We start from the raw sequence: 17,972 nt of genomic DNA, 5'->3' as shown, positions 1-17,972 counted from the left end.
TCCACATCCGACACATCAGGCAACGTTCCATCGCGCACCATCCTTACCTGGCCCACGCATCCGGGCCGGTATTTAGTTGTACCATAAGAGAAAGCAAGAATGGTGCCTATTTGGGCCGACCTGGGTGGCAGAACGGGGCATTGCGACGAAGTCGGAGGCCATTTTACGGTCGATCAGAATTGAATCCCCAATGCCAGCGTCTCTATAATGCTGTGTTGGAATTGCATTTATAATTCCGGGGTCAATTGCCCCGGCCGATTCCAATGGGCGCGGCGTTCCAGGGGCCGTCGCTCGTAATTCCGCCGGTGTGACGGCGCGAGACAACCCATTGATCCAACAACTACTCAAGAATCCGGTGGTCCACGATTTGTTGATCATGACCGCGTACGCTGTGGGGATACTGATCGGCATCCTGCTGACCGTCCTCATCATGATCCTGGTCCTCCGGAAGTTCCTCGGTGATATTCAGAATCGCATCGGTCCCAACCGCGTCGGCCCTCGAGGCTATTTCCAGACCGTGGCGGACGCGTTGAAATTGCTGCTCAAGGAAGACGTCATCCCCACGCTTGCCGATCGCCTGGCGTTCATCCTCTCGCCAAGCATCGTCTTCTTGCCGGCTTACCTGGTTTACGTGGTTATTCCGTTCGGCCCCGGCCTGGTAGCGGCTGACCTGAATGTGGGTATCCTCTACATCTCCGCGATCACGTCCGTCGCCGTCATCGGCTTCATCACGGCCGGTTGGGCGAGTAACAATAAGTACGCATTGCTGGGCGGGATGCGCAGCGCGGCCCAGATTGTGTCCTATGAGGTTCCGCTGGTGCTGGCGATGATCGCGCCAGTCGTTCTGGCTGGCAGCCTTCGCTTGGGCGACATCATCCACCAGCAGTCCGCTGTATGGTACCTGTTCATCACACCCGTGATGGCGCTGTGCTACCTCACGGCGGGCCTGGCCGAGGTGAACCTCACGCCGTTCGATATGGTGGAGGCGGAGTCGGAGCTGGTTGCCGGCTTCAACACGGAATACAGCGGGATGAAGTTCGCGCTGTTCTTCCTGGCGGAGTTCGCGAACACCTTCACAATCTCGATCATCTGCGTGAGCCTCTACCTGGGCGGTTGGACATTGCCGATTCCCTCATTCAACGGGTGGATGGAGTCGGCGGGCGCGCTCGGGAAGCTCGCGGCATTCATCGTGATCATGGCGAAGACGTGGGGTGTAGTGTTCTTCACAATGTGGATCCGCGGAACGCTTCCCCGCGTTCGGGTGGACCAGTTGATGGAACTCGGCTGGAAGGTGCTGATCCCGGTGACGATGATCGGGGTGGTGGTCAACTCGATGACCGTTGCCCTTCCGATGTCGCACAATGCCCAGTTGGGTGTGCTGGCCGCGGTAAATTGGATCGGCCTGATTGGGCTATTGCTGATCGGGATGAAGAAAGTCGTGCCAACCGGCACACAATCGGCGAAGGAGATGGCGAGTGCGGCAGTACCTCAAAGAAGCCGGGTATAGCCTGTACAGCATGCTGAAGGGGCTGAAGGTCACGAACGCCAACCGACGGCGGGCGGAGACGACTGTTCAGTACCCGGACGTTCGCCCGGACCTCGCGCCGCGCTTCCGTGGGTTTCCGGAAGTGGATCTGGACATTTGCATCGTGTGCCACCTGTGCGAAAAGGTGTGTCCGACGCAGTGCATCCACATTGAGGATGTCATCCACGGGCCGGCGCATGGAGAGGCTGCCGATCCCAACGCCCCCAAGCCGGAGAAGAAGAAGGAAGCGGTCGTCTTCACGATCAACGCGGCCATCTGTATGGTCTGCGGGTTGTGCGAGGAAGCGTGCCCGACGAAACCCGTTCGGAGCATCGTGCTTGGCCACAAATTCGAATTCGCGATGTACGACCGGACAAAGCTGGTGTACGGCATCGAAGGGCAGGCTGTGCCCGTGCCGGAGAACCCGCCGAAAACGAAATGAATATGCAGGGGCCAAGGGGCAGGATTCAGATGCAGAATCCTGAATCCCGAAACCTGAATCCTGAAATCTGAATCCTGACAATGAACACGACCGCGGAAGTCATATCGTTTGTTGCGCTGGCGTTGTTAACGCTGGTGCCCGCCGTGCTGGTGGTGACGCTTCGCAATCTGATTCACGCGGCGCTCTGCCTCGGCGTATCGTTTGTGGGTGTGGCCGGCCTGTATCTGCTTTTGAACGCGGAGTTCATCGCGGCGGCGCAGGTGCTGGTCTATGTTGGCGCCATCACGGTGCTTATCCTGTTCGCCATTATGCTCACGCAGGGGCTCACTGGTACGACGTTCGGCGGCCCCACGCACTCGCAATGGCCGATTGGGCTGGCGACGGCAGGCGTGATGATGGTGTTGCTCGGCACGTTCCTGATGCGCCAACCGTGGCCGTTGCAAACCGACCCGGGCATCGTTGCCAATACGCCGCAGGTTCTGGGCATTCAACTCCTCACTACTTACATCATCCCGTTTGAGGTTGCGTCCATCGTTCTGCTGGCCGCGCTCGTCGCAGCCATCGTCCTGGCTTCGGGCGAAGAAGTGGTGCCGGTGCAGCACATCAATGAGATATATGACGACCAGGACCCGGCGCACGGGCCGGCAGCGGAGGTGAGGCTGTGATCCAGAACCCGCTTACACCCTTCCTGATGATCAGCGCCGCGCTCTTCTGCATCGGGCTCATGGGTGCGCTGACGCGCAGGAACGCCGTATCCGTTCTGATGTGCATCGAACTGATGTTGAACGCGGCGAACCTGAACCTTGTGGCATTCAACAGATACCTCGGCCCGGCCGCGAACGCCGTGCCGAACGGGCAGCTGCCCATCCTGGGTGGACACGCTTTCGCGGTAGTGGTCATCACCATCGCCGCCGCCGAGGCTGCTATCGGCCTCGCGATCATACTTACTGTCTATAAGAACGCCCACAGCATCAGCGTGGACGAGATCAACTGGATGAAATGGTAGGAGAGGGCTGAGAGAGATGGGCTGAGGGCTGAGATTCAGCCGATTGACCTCAGCCCTCGCATCTCAGCCCTCAGCCCTGACACTGACTATGCTTGAGCACTCATACTGGATTGCACTGCTGCCGGCGCTCTCCTTCCCAATCAATCTGGCGCGCAAATACAAGGAGCCTGTGCCGGCCTATATCGGCCTGGCGCTGATAACGCTTTCGTGGCTTTGGTCCGTGGCGTTGTTCGCGACGACGCTCGGTCAGCAAACGGCATATCAGCATTCATGGGAGTGGATTCCGCTGGCCGCCGGCGCTCTGAAGTTCGGATTCCAGATCGATCACCTGACCGTCATGATGCTCCTCGTGGTTACCACGGTGAGCGCGGTCGTGCAGCTGTACTCCATCGGGTACATGCACGGTGACAAGCGCTTCAACATCTACTACGCCTACCTCGGCCTGTTTTCCGCATCGATGCTCACACTGGTGATGGCGGACAACTGGCTGCTGATGATGGTAGGGTGGGAACTCGTGGGATTGTCCTCGTACCTGCTCATCGGGTTCTGGTACCAGAAGCCATCGGCTATGAAGGCGGGCAAGAAGGCGTTCATCGTCACGAGGTTTGCCGACCTCGGCTTCCTGGCCGGCGTGATGATCCTCTGGAACACCTTTCATACGTTCTCGTTCGTCGAAGTGCGCTCGATGCTGGACCCTGGCAATCCCGGAATGATCTGGGCCGCGGGCGCGTCGGCGATGCTCCTTTTCTGCGGCGCGGTGGGCAAATCGGCCCAGTTCCCGCTGCACGTGTGGCTTCCGGATGCAATGGAAGGCCCCACTCCGGTCTCGGCATTGATCCATGCGGCCACGATGGTGGCGGCCGGCGTCTATCTGGTTGGCCGGTCGTTCTTCCTCTTTGAGTACGGAAGCCTGCACACTTTCCAGTGGAACCTGCTGGTGACCACGATCGGCGTGACCCCCCTGGGCTTTGTCCGCTTCCTCGGAGTCTGTACGCTGATCATAGCGGCGACCATCGCCCTCGTGCAGAATGACATCAAACGCGTTCTGGCATACAGCACCGTGAGCCAGTTGGGCTACATGGTGATGGCGATCGGCCTGGGTTCCTGGGTGGCGGGCCTGTTCCATCTGATGACCCACGCGGCGTTCAAGGCGCTGCTGTTCCTCGGATCCGGTTCTGTGATTCATGGGACGGGCACGCAGGACATGAGGGAGATGGGCGGCCTGCGCTACAAGATGCCGTGGACGTTCTGGACGTACATGGTCGGTTTCCTCGCGCTGGCGGGCTTCCCGTTCATCTTCGCGGGCTTCTGGAGCAAGGACGCTATTCTGGACGGCGCCAAATTGCTGTCGCACCAGGGGCAGGGCTGGTTCCTGATCCTGGGAAGCATCGGCGCGTTCCTCACGCCTTTCTATATGACGCGCCAAATGTATATGGTCTTCGACGGCAAGACGCGTAACCCGAGCCTCCACGTGCACGAGAGCGGGAAGACGATGCTTGCCCCGCTGGTGATACTGGCGATCCCCGCGGTAGCCGCCGGCTGGCTAGGCATACCGAGGAACAACCTTTTCAAAGATTACCTGGCCCCCAGACCCGCCGTGGTGGCGGGAACCAGTGAAGCGCCGGAGCTCCCGAAATACCTGATCGGCGCCAACCTCACCACAGCAGGGGTTGATCCCGCGCTGAGAGCGGTCCACGCGCCGGAAGAGCATCCTGAGGGACTCCTCGGCGAGATAACCGGTCTGAACCCGGCGGTTGCCGTACCGAGCATGCTGATCGTCCTGGTGGCGCTGGCGCTCGGGATCATCGTATACAAGAAGGCAGTAGAGGATTCACAGGTCAAAGCCGCCGCATACGCCAGGACAAACGGCCTGGTAGACGCTCACGGCCACATCCATGAGCACGGCAACGCGCCGGATATCGATCCGGCCGGCTTCTGGAAGGAACCGTTGAGGGCGCTGGGCCCGATCCACACCTTCCTGCTGAACAAGTGGTATTTCGACGAACTGTACGTTGCCATCCTGTGGACGCCGTGCAAGGCCATTTCCGAGATCGCGAAGGCGTTCGACCGTTATGTTGTGGATGGCCTGGTGAACGGTGTCGGGCGTGTTGGTCTGATGATCGGCGACGGTATCCGCATTGTGGACCGGTGGGTCGTTGATGGCTTCGTGAATCTGACCGGCATCGTGCCCCGATGGATCGGGAGCAAGCTGCGGCTGTTGCAGACCGGTAAGGTGCAGAACTACGCCGTGGCGCTCTATGTGGGGGCGCTGGTGCTGATCGCCGTCGGGTTGTTGAGGATTCCGCATCGGTAATGGCAGGTCGGGCCTCAGTGCCCGACGCTGTATCGCATCGGGCGCGGAGGCCCGACCTACCGAAAGCTGGCGAGGATCACGTAGAATGTTGGGCACGGAGTCCCGACCTGCCGAACGAATGAAGGGCAGTATATTGGAGGCTGAGATTTGAACACTGGAGTGCCTTGGCTCTCACTAATAACGTTTACGCCGTTGCTTGGCGCGGTCATCATCATGGCGCTTCCGCGCGAGAACAAAATGCTGATCCGTCGCGTGGCGCTGGCGTTCGCGCTGATATCGCTGGGGTGCGTGGTCGGTGCTCTGATGGCATTCAACACCCGCGCGAGCGGCGTCATGCAATTGACGGAAGTGCACGAATGGGTTCCCGGCCTGAAGGCGTTCTACAAAATGGGCATCGACGGCCTCAGCCTGCCGCTGGTCGTGCTCACGGGCGTTCTGATGCCTTTATGCATTATCTACAGCTACCGCATCGAAGAGCGTGTCAAGGAATACATGGCGCTCTTTCTCCTGCTGGCGGTCGGCATGTACGGAACGTTCCTGGCGCTGGATTTCTTCCTGTTCTACGTGTTCTGGGAAATCGGCCTGGTCCCGATGTACTTCATCATCGGGATATGGGGCGGCAAGAACAAGGCTTACGCGAGCATCAAGTTCTTCCTGTACACGTTGGCCGGCTCAGTGCTGATGCTGCTGACGATCATCAGTCTCCGGCTGCAGTGCGGCACTTTTGACATTCTCGAACTCTCCAAACTGCACCCGTACGCCAAATCAGGCACGGAACTGCTGGCCTGGTTCGGACTGTTCATCGCATTCGCGATCAAGGTGCCGATGTTCCCGTTCCATACGTGGCTCCCGGATGCCCACACCGAAGCGCCGACCGCGGGCTCCGTCATCCTGGCCGGCGTCCTGCTGAAACTCGGCGGGTACGGCATCATCCGCATCGTCATGCCGATGCTGCCGAACGCGTGCCACACAATGGCGTGGTGGGTGTTCCTCATGGGCGTTATCGGCGTGGTGTACGGCGCCTTCTGCGCGATGGCCCAGACCGACTTCAAGCGGCTCATCGCCTACACGTCGGTAAATCACATGGGTTACATGATGATGGGCATCGGCGCAGCGATGGCGGCGATCCCGGCCAAATACGCCGTGGGAAGCGCCGAGTACAACGCTTTGGTCGCGGCTAAGAACCTGGCCCTTCAGGGTGCGCTGTGGCAGATGATCACCCACGGAGTCGTGACGGGCGCACTCTTCTTCCTCGTCGGTGTAGTCTACGACCGCATGACGCACACGCGCGATCTCTCCGCTTACGGGGGGCTCGGTGAGGTGGTGCCGCAGTATTCCTTCTACTTCACGGTCTGCGCGTTTGCATCGCTCGGCCTTCCCAGCCTCGCGGGGTTTGTGAGCGAGCTGATGTGCTTCGTAGGCTCCTTCCGCGTTTTCCCTGGCCTCACGTCGTTCGCGGTGATCGGGCTTATCGTCACAGCAGCGCTGTTCCTTCGCACCGTGGAGAAACTGCTTCTCGGTCCGCTCAATCCGAAGTGGAAGGACATCAAGGACATGGAGGCCCGGGAGCACTGGTCTCTGGGACCACTGCTGGCCGCGACGATTGTGCTGGGTGTCTATCCGTACTTCGCGCTGAAGGTTGTGGGGCCGGCGACAGACAACGTGGTGCAATCAATCGCGCAGGACACGGGCCCGGGCGTGCCGGTTGCGGGGTCAAACGGCTGACGGTTGCCTTGCGCGGCCCGGACCGATTCGATTATGTCTCCTTTCAATAGTTATACACTGATGGCTCCGGAGATCATCCTCACGCTTGTGGCGGTGATACTCCTCCTGGTGGCTGTGTTCACCGGTTCGCCGAATTCGCGCGTCAATCGCGCGGTCCCGCTCCTGACGGTGCTTGGCCTCGGCGCCGCGCTGGCGTCGGTGGTATGGCTGGCGACCTCGTGCGCGGCAGTCGGCCAGGATGTGGATCACGGCGGCCACCTGCGCGTGGACATGCTGAGCCTGCTCTTCAAGGGCATTGCGATCACGGCCACGATGGTTGTGGTGGCGATGGCGTTCGAGTACAGCCGCCGGTTCTCGTCCCCTGGCGAGTTTTACGGCCTGATCGTTTTCACAACGCTGGCGGTATCGCTGCTATGCAGCGCTGCCGACCTTGTGACCATCTACCTGAGCATGGAGTTCCTGAGCATCACGTCGTACGCGATGGCGGGATATTACCGGGAGAACGCGCGCAGCAACGAAGCGGCTCTGAAGTACTTCCTGTACGGCGCCCTCAATTCCGCGCTGATGCTTTACGGCATATCGCTTCTCTATGGCCTGAGCGCCACCGGAATGCCCGGCAGCGTGGCCAGCACCAACCTCAGCACGGTTATCCGCGCCGTCTGCTCCCAACCGCCGACACCGCTTCTGCTTGCCGCCGTCGTGTTCGTTCTGTCAGGTTTCCTGTTCAAGGTGTCCGCGGTCCCATTCCACCAATGGGCGCCGGACACATATGAGGGCGCGCCGACGCCATTCACGGCGTTCCTGAGCGTTGCCTCGAAGATCGGCGGGCTTGCGGTGCTGGTCCGCGTTGTGGCGAGCGTTTTCCTGGTCCCAAATCTCGCAACGGGCGATTACACGCTCGCCAGCCTCACCGCTATGCTGATTGCGATCGTCGCAGGATTGAGCATGGTCGTCGGCAACGTCGTCGCGATGCATCAGCGCGACATCAAGCGCATGCTTGCGTACTCAGGTATCGGTCAGGTGGGCTATATGCTGGTGGCTGTGGCCGCGATGACGGGCGGGAACTCCGACAAAGGGCTGCAGGCGCTTCTCATCTACGCGGTGACCTACCTCTTCATGAACCTCGGCGCGTTCGGTGTGGTGACGGCGATTAACAACCGGCTGAACTCATCGGATCTGGACGATTATGCCGGACTGGCGCAACGCAACCTGCCCCTCGCGTCCGCGATGGCGGTGTTCATGCTCAGCCTGGCCGGTATTCCGCCCATGGCCGGTTGGTTTGGGAAGTACTATATATTCTTCGCGGCGATCGACCCAAGCCTTCACGGAGTTTTCTCCGGGGGCGCGTGGAACGCCACCGATATTCTGGCGCTGGTCCTCGTTGTGAATTCGGTCATCGCGGCGTACTACTATTTGAACGTCATCAAGCGCATGTTCTTCGACGAGCCGCAGGTTACGACCGCTGTGCCGGTCGGGCGCACGCTACGGGCCGGTATCGTTGCGTCGATGGCGATCACCCTGTTCCTCGGGGCGTTGCCGCTGTGGCTGTACAGCGTTGTGACCCAGAATGCCACGTTCCGCCCGGACGAAGCGAAGCCGGCGATCTCTCAACGCAAGTAGTGCTTGAACCACAAAGGCGCAAAGACACAAAGTGATACGAGCTTTGTGTCTTTGTGCCTTTGTGGTATTTCGTGACGGAGGTGGGATGGTGGTTAGAGTTGGCTTGTTGAGTGCGGCGCACGTTCATGCCGGGAGTTACGCGAGCAGTCTGAACGCCCTGCCGAACGTGGAGTTCGTTGGCGTTTGGGACGACGATGTCGCGCGCGGCAAGGCAGCGGCGGACGGTTGGAACACAGCGTTCTATGCCGATCTGGAAACGCTGTTAAGCGCAGACCTGAACGCGGTCATCATCACCGCGGAGAATGTGCAGCACGCGCCGCTGACGAGAGCGGCCGCCGCCCACAAGTTGGCCGTCTTGTGCGAGAAGCCGCTCGCGTTGTCCGTTGCAGACGGCGAGGCCATGATCTTTGCCTGCCGCGAAGCGGGGGTACCGCTGATGACGGCGTTCCCGTGCCGTTTCAGCCCGGTTGCCTTGCGCCTGAAGGCCACCATCGATTCCGGCGCCATCGGCAAGGTGCAGGCGATCAAAGGCACCAATCGGGGACGCAACCCGGGATCGTGGTTCAACGACCTGGCCAAGGCCGGTGGCGGCGCCGTGATCGACCATACGGTTCACGTGGCCGATCTGATCCACTGGCTCACCGGCGACAGGGCGTCCACCGTGTTCGCCGAAGTGGACAATTCGTTCCATCACAAGGATTTCGACGATGCCGGCACCATGCTGATCCGTTACGAATCCGGTATGTTCGCCACCCTCGATTGCTCGTGGTCTCGGCCAAAATCCTACCCCACGTGGGGAGATGTGACTCTGGAGATCATCGGCGAAAAGGGATCTGTCTATGGCGACCTCTTCGCCCAGCATTTCCGGGTATACTCCGAGGAAACCGGCCGCATGGATGAGGCGCCGTGGTGCGACAATATCGACCTCGCGATGGTGAAAGCATTCGTGGAAGCGGTGGAATCCGGCAAACCTGTGCCCGTGACGGGCGAGGACGGCCTGGCGGCGGTCAAGGTGGCGTTTGGCGCCTACGCCAGCGCGAAGTCTGGAGCGGCGACGCGGGCATCATAACTCGCATCGCTGTACATAGGTGGCGAACTGGAGATCATAGGGGCAATTTACCGCGACCGTAATCCCCCTTGGTTCCAGCCGTTCCGGACAGGGTTCCGGCACGCCGACTCATAATCGCTGAGGATACACTTCTTGTCCGTATGAAAATCGGCGGCCGCGTTCGAACCATTAAGGTCATCCATCCGGGAACCCCTCGTTCGTTCGCGCGTCCAGTAAATGCGGAAAGCTGCCTGGCGGCGGCGCCACATTATCGGAATGACGAGAAGGCTGCAGGCGGGGCTCTTGTCTCGACCGGTCACGCCGCGAAAGCGTAGGCAACGACACGGCGTTGGCGCGCTTAGTGGGACACATCAGGCCGCACAGAGCTTTTCAACCCCGTATTCCGCCAACGTTGTTTGCGGTTGAGGAGAACAATCACAGTGAGCAGATTCGCTGCACTCATCCTTCTTGGGACGATTGCGCTGGTTTCTGCCGGCGCTTCCTCCCCGGTTCAGACTGTCGCCATCGACGCCGTATACTCCGGCACTGCTGGCTGGCACGTGCTCTCCTGGCCCAGATCCTCGTTCGGCGCGTCGACCGAGAACGCGTCTGCGCCGTCCGGCCTCACTACCGCCTATTTCTCTAGCGAGGGGTTCGTCAACATATTTGGGAATCTAGAGTATTCGCAAGCGGGCGACCTCGGAGGCGTCAGCCTGTACGGAACCAATGGGGACGTGTTGGCTGCGCTCTATACCCTCTCCGCGCAAGGCACCGCATATCGCTACGGTGGGAGTTTCACCATCACCCATGGAGGGGGTCGCTTTGTCGGGGCTACCGGCAGGGGAACGTTTCTTCTGGAAGCGGGCGAGTACAAGCGGAACCAGTACGGTGGATTCGAGGCTCCCGCGACCCTGACGATTCGAGGAAAAGTCAATGCGCCGGCAATACCAGAGCCCGGAACATTAACGCTTATCGCCTCATCGCTACCAGGCCTGGCCGGCCTCGCTCTCAGGAAGCAACGAGCTGTCGTTTCGCGGTGATCCGAAAACAAGAAGAGTGCCGCCTATTTGGACGGCACTCTTCTTGTTAACGCTAAGGCAATCTGGCGATTACCAGCCGCTGCTGCGACCGCCGCCACCGCTGCTGCGTCCGCCACCACTGCGTCCGCCGCCGCCGCCGCTGCCGCCACCGTAGCCGCCACCGCCGCCGTAGCTGGAACGTCCGCCGCCACCGCTGCGCTCTTCGCGCGGCTTGGCTTCGTTAACGGTCAGCGTGCGACCCTGGAGGTCCTTGCCTTCCCAATCCGAGATGGCCTGGGCGGCCTGGTTGTCTTCAACCGTGACAAACGCAAATCCGCGCGGGCGGCCGGACATGCTGTCTGTGGGCATGTGGATGTCGGTGACGCCGTACGGCTGGAAAGCCGTCTGCAGATCAGATTCGCGCGTTTCGTAGGACAGGTTGCCCACGTAAAGCCGTTTACTCATTCAAGTTTCCTTCCGGACATGGCCCCATTGAGGGGCGGGTTTCGCTACGAGGTGTGCCATGAAACTCGAGACGGAAGGGAACCGGAGAGTCCGGGAAGGACAAACATCAGCCCACGGAGCGAGTCTATTTGTTGATAAAGAGCAAACGGGCTGGATCAGATGGTTAGCCAGGAGACCGGAGCGACATATGCAGGTGCACACCACGTGCAAGTAGATAATAGCACATTACATTACAAAAAGCAAAGGAATTTACGCGGATATTTCTGGAGGCAACAGTCAGCAGAGTGGATATGTGCTCCAATCTGCTGATCGTTGCCCACTTCGTTACCATGCGTACGCTTCGGGCGCCGCTCCGCCGGGGCCGGGGAATATTGCGTCCAGCTTTGTAAGCGTTTCCTGCGACAGTTTGATCTCCAGCGAATGCAGTGCGCCGGTGAACTGATCCATCGTGCGCGGACCGATGATCGGAGCCGTTACGGCGGGATTGTTCAACAGCCAGGCCAGAGCCACGTCGGCCGGATGCTCGCCAAGGTCGGCGCACAGCGCTTCCCACTTTTCCAACTGCGGCCGGTTATCGTCAATCCGCTTCAGGGTATGCTCCGCGGATCGTCGCCCTTCCGAGGCTTTTCTCAGTGCTCCGGCGAGGAATCCGCCGCCAAGCGGGCTCCATGCGATCACGCCCAGGCCATACGCCTGGCATGCAGGCAGGACTTCGAGCTCCACCGTGCGGGCGGACAGATTGTAGAGGCTCTGTTCGGAGACGAGGCCGAGGAAATGCCGGGACCTGGCGGCCTCTGAAGCCTGCGCGATGTGCCACCCGGCGAAATTGCTGCTCCCCGCGTAGAGGACCTTTCCCTGGTGGACGAGCATCTCGAACGCCTCCCAGACCTCGTCCCATGGGGTTTCGCGGTCGATGTGGTGCATCTGGTAGATGTCGATACGGTCGGTCTGAAGGCGTTTGAGGCTGGCTTCGCACGCGCCGATGATGTGGCGTTTGGACAGGCGCGCGGAGTTGGGCCATTCGAGCGGTGCCATACCTCCGTACACTTTCGTGGCGATGACGGTTTTCTCGCGCCGGTCGCCTCCGCCGGCGAACCATGTCCCGACAATCTGCTCCGTGATGCCTTCGCCCGGCTTTCGGCCGTAGACGTCGGCGGTGTCAAAATAGTTGATGCCGAGTTCCAGGGCGTGGTCCATGATGGCGTGACTGTCCTCTTCGGACGCAAACGGGCCGAAATTCATGGTGCCGAGGCAAAGCGGGCTGACACGCAGTCCGCTTCGACCGAGTCTGCGATACTCCATTTGTCTCTCCTTCGTCCGGGATGCCCCTGGCCGGGACGCGGCGAGGGCGGTCGATCTGACGCGGCCTCAGCCTGTTGCGATGGCAAGGGCTTTCTGGAGGTGATTTGCGGCTTCGATATCCTGTTGTCGGGCACGCTCAACGATCGAGGCGACAGCGCGGCGGACGTGAGGTTGCTTGAGCTTGCGCACTTTGTCGTCGTCCCGGCCATTACCGCCCACCTGACCCCAAGCCTCCCACATCAGGTCGTGCTCAGCAACGTAACACTCTGCGGCGTCCAGCAGCTCGGATGCCATCGCGGGCTCTTTTTGCGCCACCATCTTGAGGTATTCGCTTGCGTACCAGCGCCCCTCGGCCACCGTGCCGACGGCATCATCGTGAACTTCGAAAAGGATTCGCAGCCTGTCGAGATCGTCTGTGGCGAAGTCCTCGTCGCGCAGCAAATGCGCGGCCCAGGCGGAATACGCGGCGAAACCGTTGTGCCGTCCCCATGCTTCAACAAACGGAGTGCGGCATACCTGGAGCGCCCAGCGCAACGACTCCAGAAAGGCCTTGCGGGCATCGGGGACGGGCCCTTTCTCCCCGATGAGAATGATACCCTCGGTGTCCGCGAACCAATCGCGTTTGCGGAACTCTCCCGTCGGTTCGAACTCCACACCCGCGTTGAACGGCGCGAGACTCTGGAAGTAATTCCAGCCGATTAGCACTTCACCGCCCTCGTCGTAACCGGTGACGATACAAGACTCAGGCGGCGGGATGACTCCGAATGCGATGACGGGCCTGCGTGATCGTCGCAGTGAGTTGACTATGGCGTCGCGCATCGCCGACTCTCCAATATCCTTGCGGAGAATCGTATACGCGTAGCCCACCGATTCGAAAGCATGGCGGAAGGGCGCCTCGGGATCGTCGGAGATGTACCGGATATCGACGTTGTCCTGTTCCCAACCGGGCTTCCAGCTAAGCCGAAACGCGCACCCCGACGAAGCCATCAGGAAAGCATATCCGCAGTCCAGGCGCCACGTCGAAGCATGCGCATCGATCAGCTTGCACCCGACAGGATCGCCGAGGAATTCCAGGCATGCGCGCAGGCACGAAGGGAACGGGACGTCCTCGGGACAGCGTGGGCCCCCGCTATAGAACTCGACCTTGGGCACGCCATCCAAAACGCATCTTTCAGAAATGAGTTCAGCCATGGCGGTTTCCTCCGAACCTAATTGCTTCAACAGGCGAAGATCAGTGGCGTGCTTGCCGGCCCTCGGGGGCGATCACTCGCGCCACTGGTCGTGAATCGTCTCAAAGCGGGCGATAAAGCCCTCCAGAACGTCCATGCCGCCTTGCCAGAAGGCGGGGTCTTTCAGGTTGATGCCAACCTTGGCCATGAGGTCCTGCGGCGTGAGGCTCCCGCCGGCTTTGAGCAGATCGACATACTTGGGCTCGAAGGCCGCCCCTTCCTTCTTCGACTGAGCGTAAAGGGCGAGGACCAGCAATTCGCCGAAGGTGTAGGCATAGACATAGAACGGCGTGTGGATGAAGTGGCTGACGTATTGCCACCAGGATTTGTGTTCTTCACCGAGTTCGACGCTGTCGCCGAACATGGCCTGCTGGTGCTTCTGCCAGAATTCCCCGATAGCTTCGCAGGTCAATTCGCCTTGTTCGCGGCGTGCCGTGTGAATGTCGCGTTCGAAGAGGTACATGGCTGCCTGGCGGAAAATGGTGGCGAAGATCCCCTCAATCTTGTTGGCATAGAGAGCGAGTTGGTCGGCCGTGTCCGCGGATTCGAGGAGTTTCTCGAAGACCAGCATCTCGCCAAACGTGCTGGCGAGTTCCGCGATAGGCAGCGTTCCGTGCATGCCAAAATAGCCGAGCGGCCGGCTGAGAGACGCGTGGACGCCGTGACCGAGTTCATGGCCAAGGGTCATCACATCGTCCAACTGATTCATGTAACTCTGGAAGACGAACGGATGCAGGTCCGGTGATACGTACGAACAGAACGCGCCGCCGCGTTTGCCCTTGCGCGGTTCGGCGTCGATCCAGTTCTTCTGGAAAAACTCGTCGGCGGTGTCTCGCATGGTGGGGCTGAACTTGCCGAAGGCATCCAGGATGATCCGCCGGGCTTCCGCGAACGAAACGGATTCTTTGGTTTCGAAGAGCGGGGCGTACCGGTCGTAATGTGTCAGGGTGTCGTACCCCAGAATCCGGCGCTTGAGGTTGTAGTAGCGCTCCACCAGCGGGTAGTTGCGCTGGGACGCCTCGATCACGATATTCACGGTCTCGGCGTCCAGTTCATTGGAGATGTGCCGGCTCTCAGCCGGATCGGAATAGCCGCGAAGGCGGTCCTCAACGGCCTTGTCCTGAAGCAGGGTGTTCATCACGAACGTCAGCGGGCGGCTCTGTGTCGCGAGGCCCTTCGTCAGTCCCTCCGCGGCGGCGCGGCGGACTTCCCGATCGGGATCGCGCAGTTTGTTGAGGATTTCCGGCTCGGTAAGCTGCTGTGTCCCACCGTTGAGTCTCATCTCAAATACGATGGACGCGACAGTCTCGTCGAAGAACCGCACCCAGGCGCGCTCGGCGGTGTTTGCCTTCTCCTCCAGTATCCGCTCTTCCGGTTCCGGCAGGACATGCTCTCGCGAGAGACGCAGAGCTTTCACGTGATGCGCGTAATGGGCCATTGCCGGATCCGCGAGGAGGGCAGCCATATGTTCTTCGCACACCGCCATGATCTCCAGGTCGAAGAAGAGCAGGTTAACGCTGATGTCCGTGCAGCGCTCCATCATCTTCTGCCGGAATGCCGCGTTCTCGGCGTTGGAGGTGTCCGCGGCGAACAGCAGGCCCGCATAGACAGCCGGCTTGCTCATTTCCTGCTCAATGTTTTCGTATTCGGCGATGGCATCGAACAGGATCTGCGCGGTGAGTGTTGGGCTGGCGATTTGGCCGGCGTATCGTGCGGCGAAGTCCTGGGAGCGCTGTTTCTGCTTGACGAGCGCCTCTTCGATGCGCGGATCGGCGATGCTGTCAAAGAGGGCCGAGAGGTCCCAGGAGGGAGGTGTGTCTGGCATGATTATCTCCGGAATATCGAGTGTCCGGCTCCGTCGCAAGTACCCGGGAGCCTGAATGGTTCTGCACAGGATCGTGTTCTCCAGCAATGGTAGCACGCGACCCCCATCGGCGTTCGACCTTGAGGCATTGCTCGCGCTTACAATGACGTGACTTGGCGGCAATTCCTTTCTTCGGAGGCATTATGACGGACACGCTTGCAGTTCCCGCAAAATGGACGGCCAGATGGATATGGGACGAGGGCATCCCGCGAACGACGCCCGTGGAACACGAGTTTCGGCTCTTTCGCCGGGCCTTTCAAGCCGGCTCCGGCGCGAAGTTGGTCATCCATGTGACCGCGGACAGCCGGTATCAGTTGTTCCTGAACGGCGAACGTGTTTCGATCGGGCCGTGCAAGGGTGACGCGTGGCGCAAGCACTACGAGACGGTGGACCTCAGCGACAGGCTGAAGCCGGGGCGCAACGTTCTCGCCGCGCGCGTGCTGCATTTTCGGCCGGCCGAACCGCCTCACTTCAACACGATCGGTATCTCATCGGTTACGCGAACGGCCTCAGGCGGCTTCCTGCTCCAGGGGACCGTTGAGGGCGGCGAATGCATCGACACCGACCAGAAATGGAGGGCCGGAGCGGACACCTCCGTCACGTTCCACTTCAACGAGGGCTCGCAGCTTCTTGGCGAGACGGAGTCTGTCGATGGGGCACTGAGCCCGCACGGTTGGCAAACGCCGGAATACGATGATTCCGCGTGGAAGCCCGCGGTACAGTTCTGGGACGGCCTGACCCCGGAGCAGACCCTGAACTATGAGTTCTCGGGCCCCTGGAGCCTCACACCCCGCACGATACCGCCCATGTTCGAAACGAAGCACACGTTTGATGTGCTGAACGGTCCGGTAACGGTTCCCCCGCACACCACCTGGACGCGGGACCTGGATGCCCGCGAGCTGACCACAGCCTATCCGACGCTTCGCGTTTCGGGCGGAAAGGGCTCGAAGATCAAGCTGGTCTACGCCGAAGCGTATGGCGAAGGCGAAGAGGGAAAGGCGTGGATCAAGAAGGGCATCCGCGACAATCCCGAGGGCCGCGGCATCTTCGGGCAGTGGGACCAGTATTCCCCGAACGGCGGCGTGGAGACCTATCAACCGTTCTGGTTCCGAACGTTCCGGTTTATCCGCATCAAAGTCGTCACCGGCGACGATCCAATGACCCTGGACTCGCTGAGCTACATCGAGACAGGTTACCCGCTGGACGTGAAATCTACGTTCGAGTCCTCCGAACCTCGGTACCAACCGCTCTGGGACATCAGCATCCGCACGGTTCGTCGGTGCATGCAGGAGACTTATGTAGACTGCCCGTACTACGAGCAACTCCAGTATGCGATGGACACGCGCCTCGAGGCGCTGTACTCGTCATATTTGAGCGCGGACGACCGACTGATGCGCAAGGCGATCCACGACTACCATTGCTCGTGGCACCCGTCGGGCCTCCTGCAGAGCCGCACGCCCTGTGTCTACCCGCAGATCATCCCCGGCTTCTCGCTCCACTGGATCCTGATGCTGCACGATCACTGGCGGCTGTTCGGCGATCCTGCGCTGCCCCGGCGCTATCGCAGCACGGTAGACAGCGTTCTCGACTGGTTCGACCGCAAGCTGACTCCGGACGGCCTCGTGGGCGGCTTCGGGTATTGGCCATATTTTGACTGGGTGAAGGGCTGGAACGGTGGCTGCCCGCCACCAGCCCCGGACGCTCCCAGTAGCGTGTTCAGCCTGATGTACGCGGCCTCCCTGAACCTAGCCGCGGAGTTGTCGGAGCCGGCAGGATACCCGTCGCGCGCCGAGGAATACCATCAACGCGCAAGGGTCGTGAACCAGGCCGTGAACGCGCACTGCTGGGATTCCGCAAAGGGTGTGTACAAGGATGGGCCCGACCACGATACTTATGCCATGCACCCGCAGGTGTGGGCGGTGTTGAGTGGGGCATCGACCGGACGGAAGGCTGCCGCGCTGATGGAGCGAACGCTGGGCGATCACAGCATGGCGCAGATGAACTGGGCGATGCAGTTCTACCTGTTCCGGGCGCTCCGGCAGACCGGAATGTACGAGCGCGCCTTCCCGCTGTTCCAGGGGTGGCTGGACCTTGTGGACCTGCACGTGACAACGTGGCCGGAGGACCCGGTTAACGGCCGTTCCGACTGCCATGCCTGGGGCAGTGTGCCGATCTACGAGTTCATGGCCGAGATCCTCGGTGTCCAGCCCGCCGAACCGGGCTTTGCGGCGATCCGTGTGGATCCGCAGCCGGGACCGCTGTCCTGGGCGAAGGGAACGGTTATCACCCCCCGTGGACCGGTGAGCGTTTCCTGGACCAAGGTACCGTCCGGCCTGAAGGTAGACGCTAAGGGGCCGGAAGGGGTGCGGATGGATGTGCGAGGCTCCGGGGGATGAAACCCCGTCGCTGATAA

14 protein-coding genes are annotated in these 17,972 nt (G+C 60.7%); 10 read left to right on the top strand and 4 right to left on the bottom strand.

The features are described from left to right. Positions 1-328: 328 nt before the first annotated feature. The 9 genes from nuoH to VGM51_11770 all read left to right on the top strand — a co-directional run bounded on the left by nuoH (position 329) and on the right by VGM51_11770 (position 10,720). Positions 329-1,507, top strand: coding sequence for an NADH-quinone oxidoreductase subunit NuoH (gene nuoH, locus VGM51_11810; protein HEY3413722.1), 1,179 nt, complete (start codon positions 329-331; stop codon positions 1,505-1,507). After that, complete coding sequence (locus tag VGM51_11805; GenBank protein HEY3413721.1) at positions 1,476-1,967, top strand: 4Fe-4S binding protein; 492 nt, start codon at positions 1,476-1,478, stop codon at positions 1,965-1,967. Before nuoH ends, VGM51_11805 begins: the two co-directional genes overlap by 32 nt. A gap of 80 nt (positions 1,968-2,047) precedes the next feature. Further along, positions 2,048-2,632, top strand: coding sequence for an NADH-quinone oxidoreductase subunit J (locus tag VGM51_11800; protein HEY3413720.1), 585 nt, complete (start codon positions 2,048-2,050; stop codon positions 2,630-2,632). Positions 2,633-2,658: 26 nt separating this feature from the next. Beyond that, positions 2,659-2,973 (top strand): NADH-quinone oxidoreductase subunit NuoK, encoded by a 315-nt coding sequence (gene nuoK, locus VGM51_11795; GenBank protein HEY3413719.1) that lies wholly within the window; start codon positions 2,659-2,661, stop codon positions 2,971-2,973. An 88-nt stretch (positions 2,974-3,061) separates the two neighbouring features. Next, positions 3,062-5,287: an NADH-quinone oxidoreductase subunit L gene (gene nuoL / locus VGM51_11790; protein HEY3413718.1), complete on the top strand. Its 2,226-nt coding sequence runs from the start codon at positions 3,062-3,064 to the stop codon at positions 5,285-5,287. 147 nt (positions 5,288-5,434) lie between these two features. Further along, complete coding sequence (locus VGM51_11785; protein HEY3413717.1) at positions 5,435-7,012, top strand: NADH-quinone oxidoreductase subunit M; 1,578 nt, start codon at positions 5,435-5,437, stop codon at positions 7,010-7,012. Positions 7,013-7,045: 33 nt separating this feature from the next. Continuing rightward, on the top strand, positions 7,046-8,632 hold the full coding sequence (locus VGM51_11780) for an NADH-quinone oxidoreductase subunit N (GenBank protein HEY3413716.1): 1,587 nt from the start codon (positions 7,046-7,048) through the stop codon (positions 8,630-8,632). Positions 8,633-8,717: 85 nt separating this feature from the next. Continuing rightward, on the top strand, positions 8,718-9,701 hold the full coding sequence (locus tag VGM51_11775; protein ID HEY3413715.1) for a Gfo/Idh/MocA family oxidoreductase: 984 nt from the start codon (positions 8,718-8,720) through the stop codon (positions 9,699-9,701). A 419-nt stretch (positions 9,702-10,120) separates the two neighbouring features. Beyond that, positions 10,121-10,720 carry a PEP-CTERM sorting domain-containing protein gene (locus VGM51_11770; GenBank protein HEY3413714.1) on the top strand — a complete coding sequence of 200 codons (600 nt, stop codon included), beginning with the start codon at positions 10,121-10,123 and terminating at the stop codon, positions 10,718-10,720. 69 nt (positions 10,721-10,789) lie between these two features. Here VGM51_11770 and VGM51_11765 read toward each other — a convergent pair whose 3' ends face one another. From VGM51_11765 to VGM51_11750, 4 genes are all read right to left on the bottom strand, one after another. Continuing rightward, positions 10,790-11,164, bottom strand: coding sequence for an RNA-binding protein (locus VGM51_11765; GenBank protein ID HEY3413713.1), 375 nt, complete (start codon positions 11,162-11,164; stop codon positions 10,790-10,792). 324 nt (positions 11,165-11,488) lie between these two features. Beyond that, positions 11,489-12,466: an aldo/keto reductase gene (locus VGM51_11760; GenBank protein HEY3413712.1), complete on the bottom strand. Its 978-nt coding sequence runs from the start codon at positions 12,464-12,466 to the stop codon at positions 11,489-11,491. 66 nt (positions 12,467-12,532) lie between these two features. Then, complete coding sequence (locus VGM51_11755; GenBank protein ID HEY3413711.1) at positions 12,533-13,657, bottom strand: hypothetical protein; 1,125 nt, start codon at positions 13,655-13,657, stop codon at positions 12,533-12,535. Positions 13,658-13,729: 72 nt separating this feature from the next. Next, positions 13,730-15,520: a M3 family oligoendopeptidase gene (locus VGM51_11750; GenBank protein ID HEY3413710.1), complete on the bottom strand. Its 1,791-nt coding sequence runs from the start codon at positions 15,518-15,520 to the stop codon at positions 13,730-13,732. A gap of 182 nt (positions 15,521-15,702) precedes the next feature. Between VGM51_11750 and VGM51_11745 the strand changes: the two genes are divergently transcribed. After that, complete coding sequence (locus VGM51_11745; protein HEY3413709.1) at positions 15,703-17,955, top strand: alpha-L-rhamnosidase C-terminal domain-containing protein; 2,253 nt, start codon at positions 15,703-15,705, stop codon at positions 17,953-17,955. Positions 17,956-17,972 lie beyond the last annotated feature (17 nt).

Source organism: Armatimonadota bacterium (genome assembly GCA_036504095.1).
Classification (GTDB): Bacteria; Armatimonadota; DTGP01; order JAKQQT01; family JAKQQT01; genus DASXUL01.
Note: the sequence above shows the minus strand (reverse complement) of the source record. Positions and strands in the feature narration are given on the sequence as shown.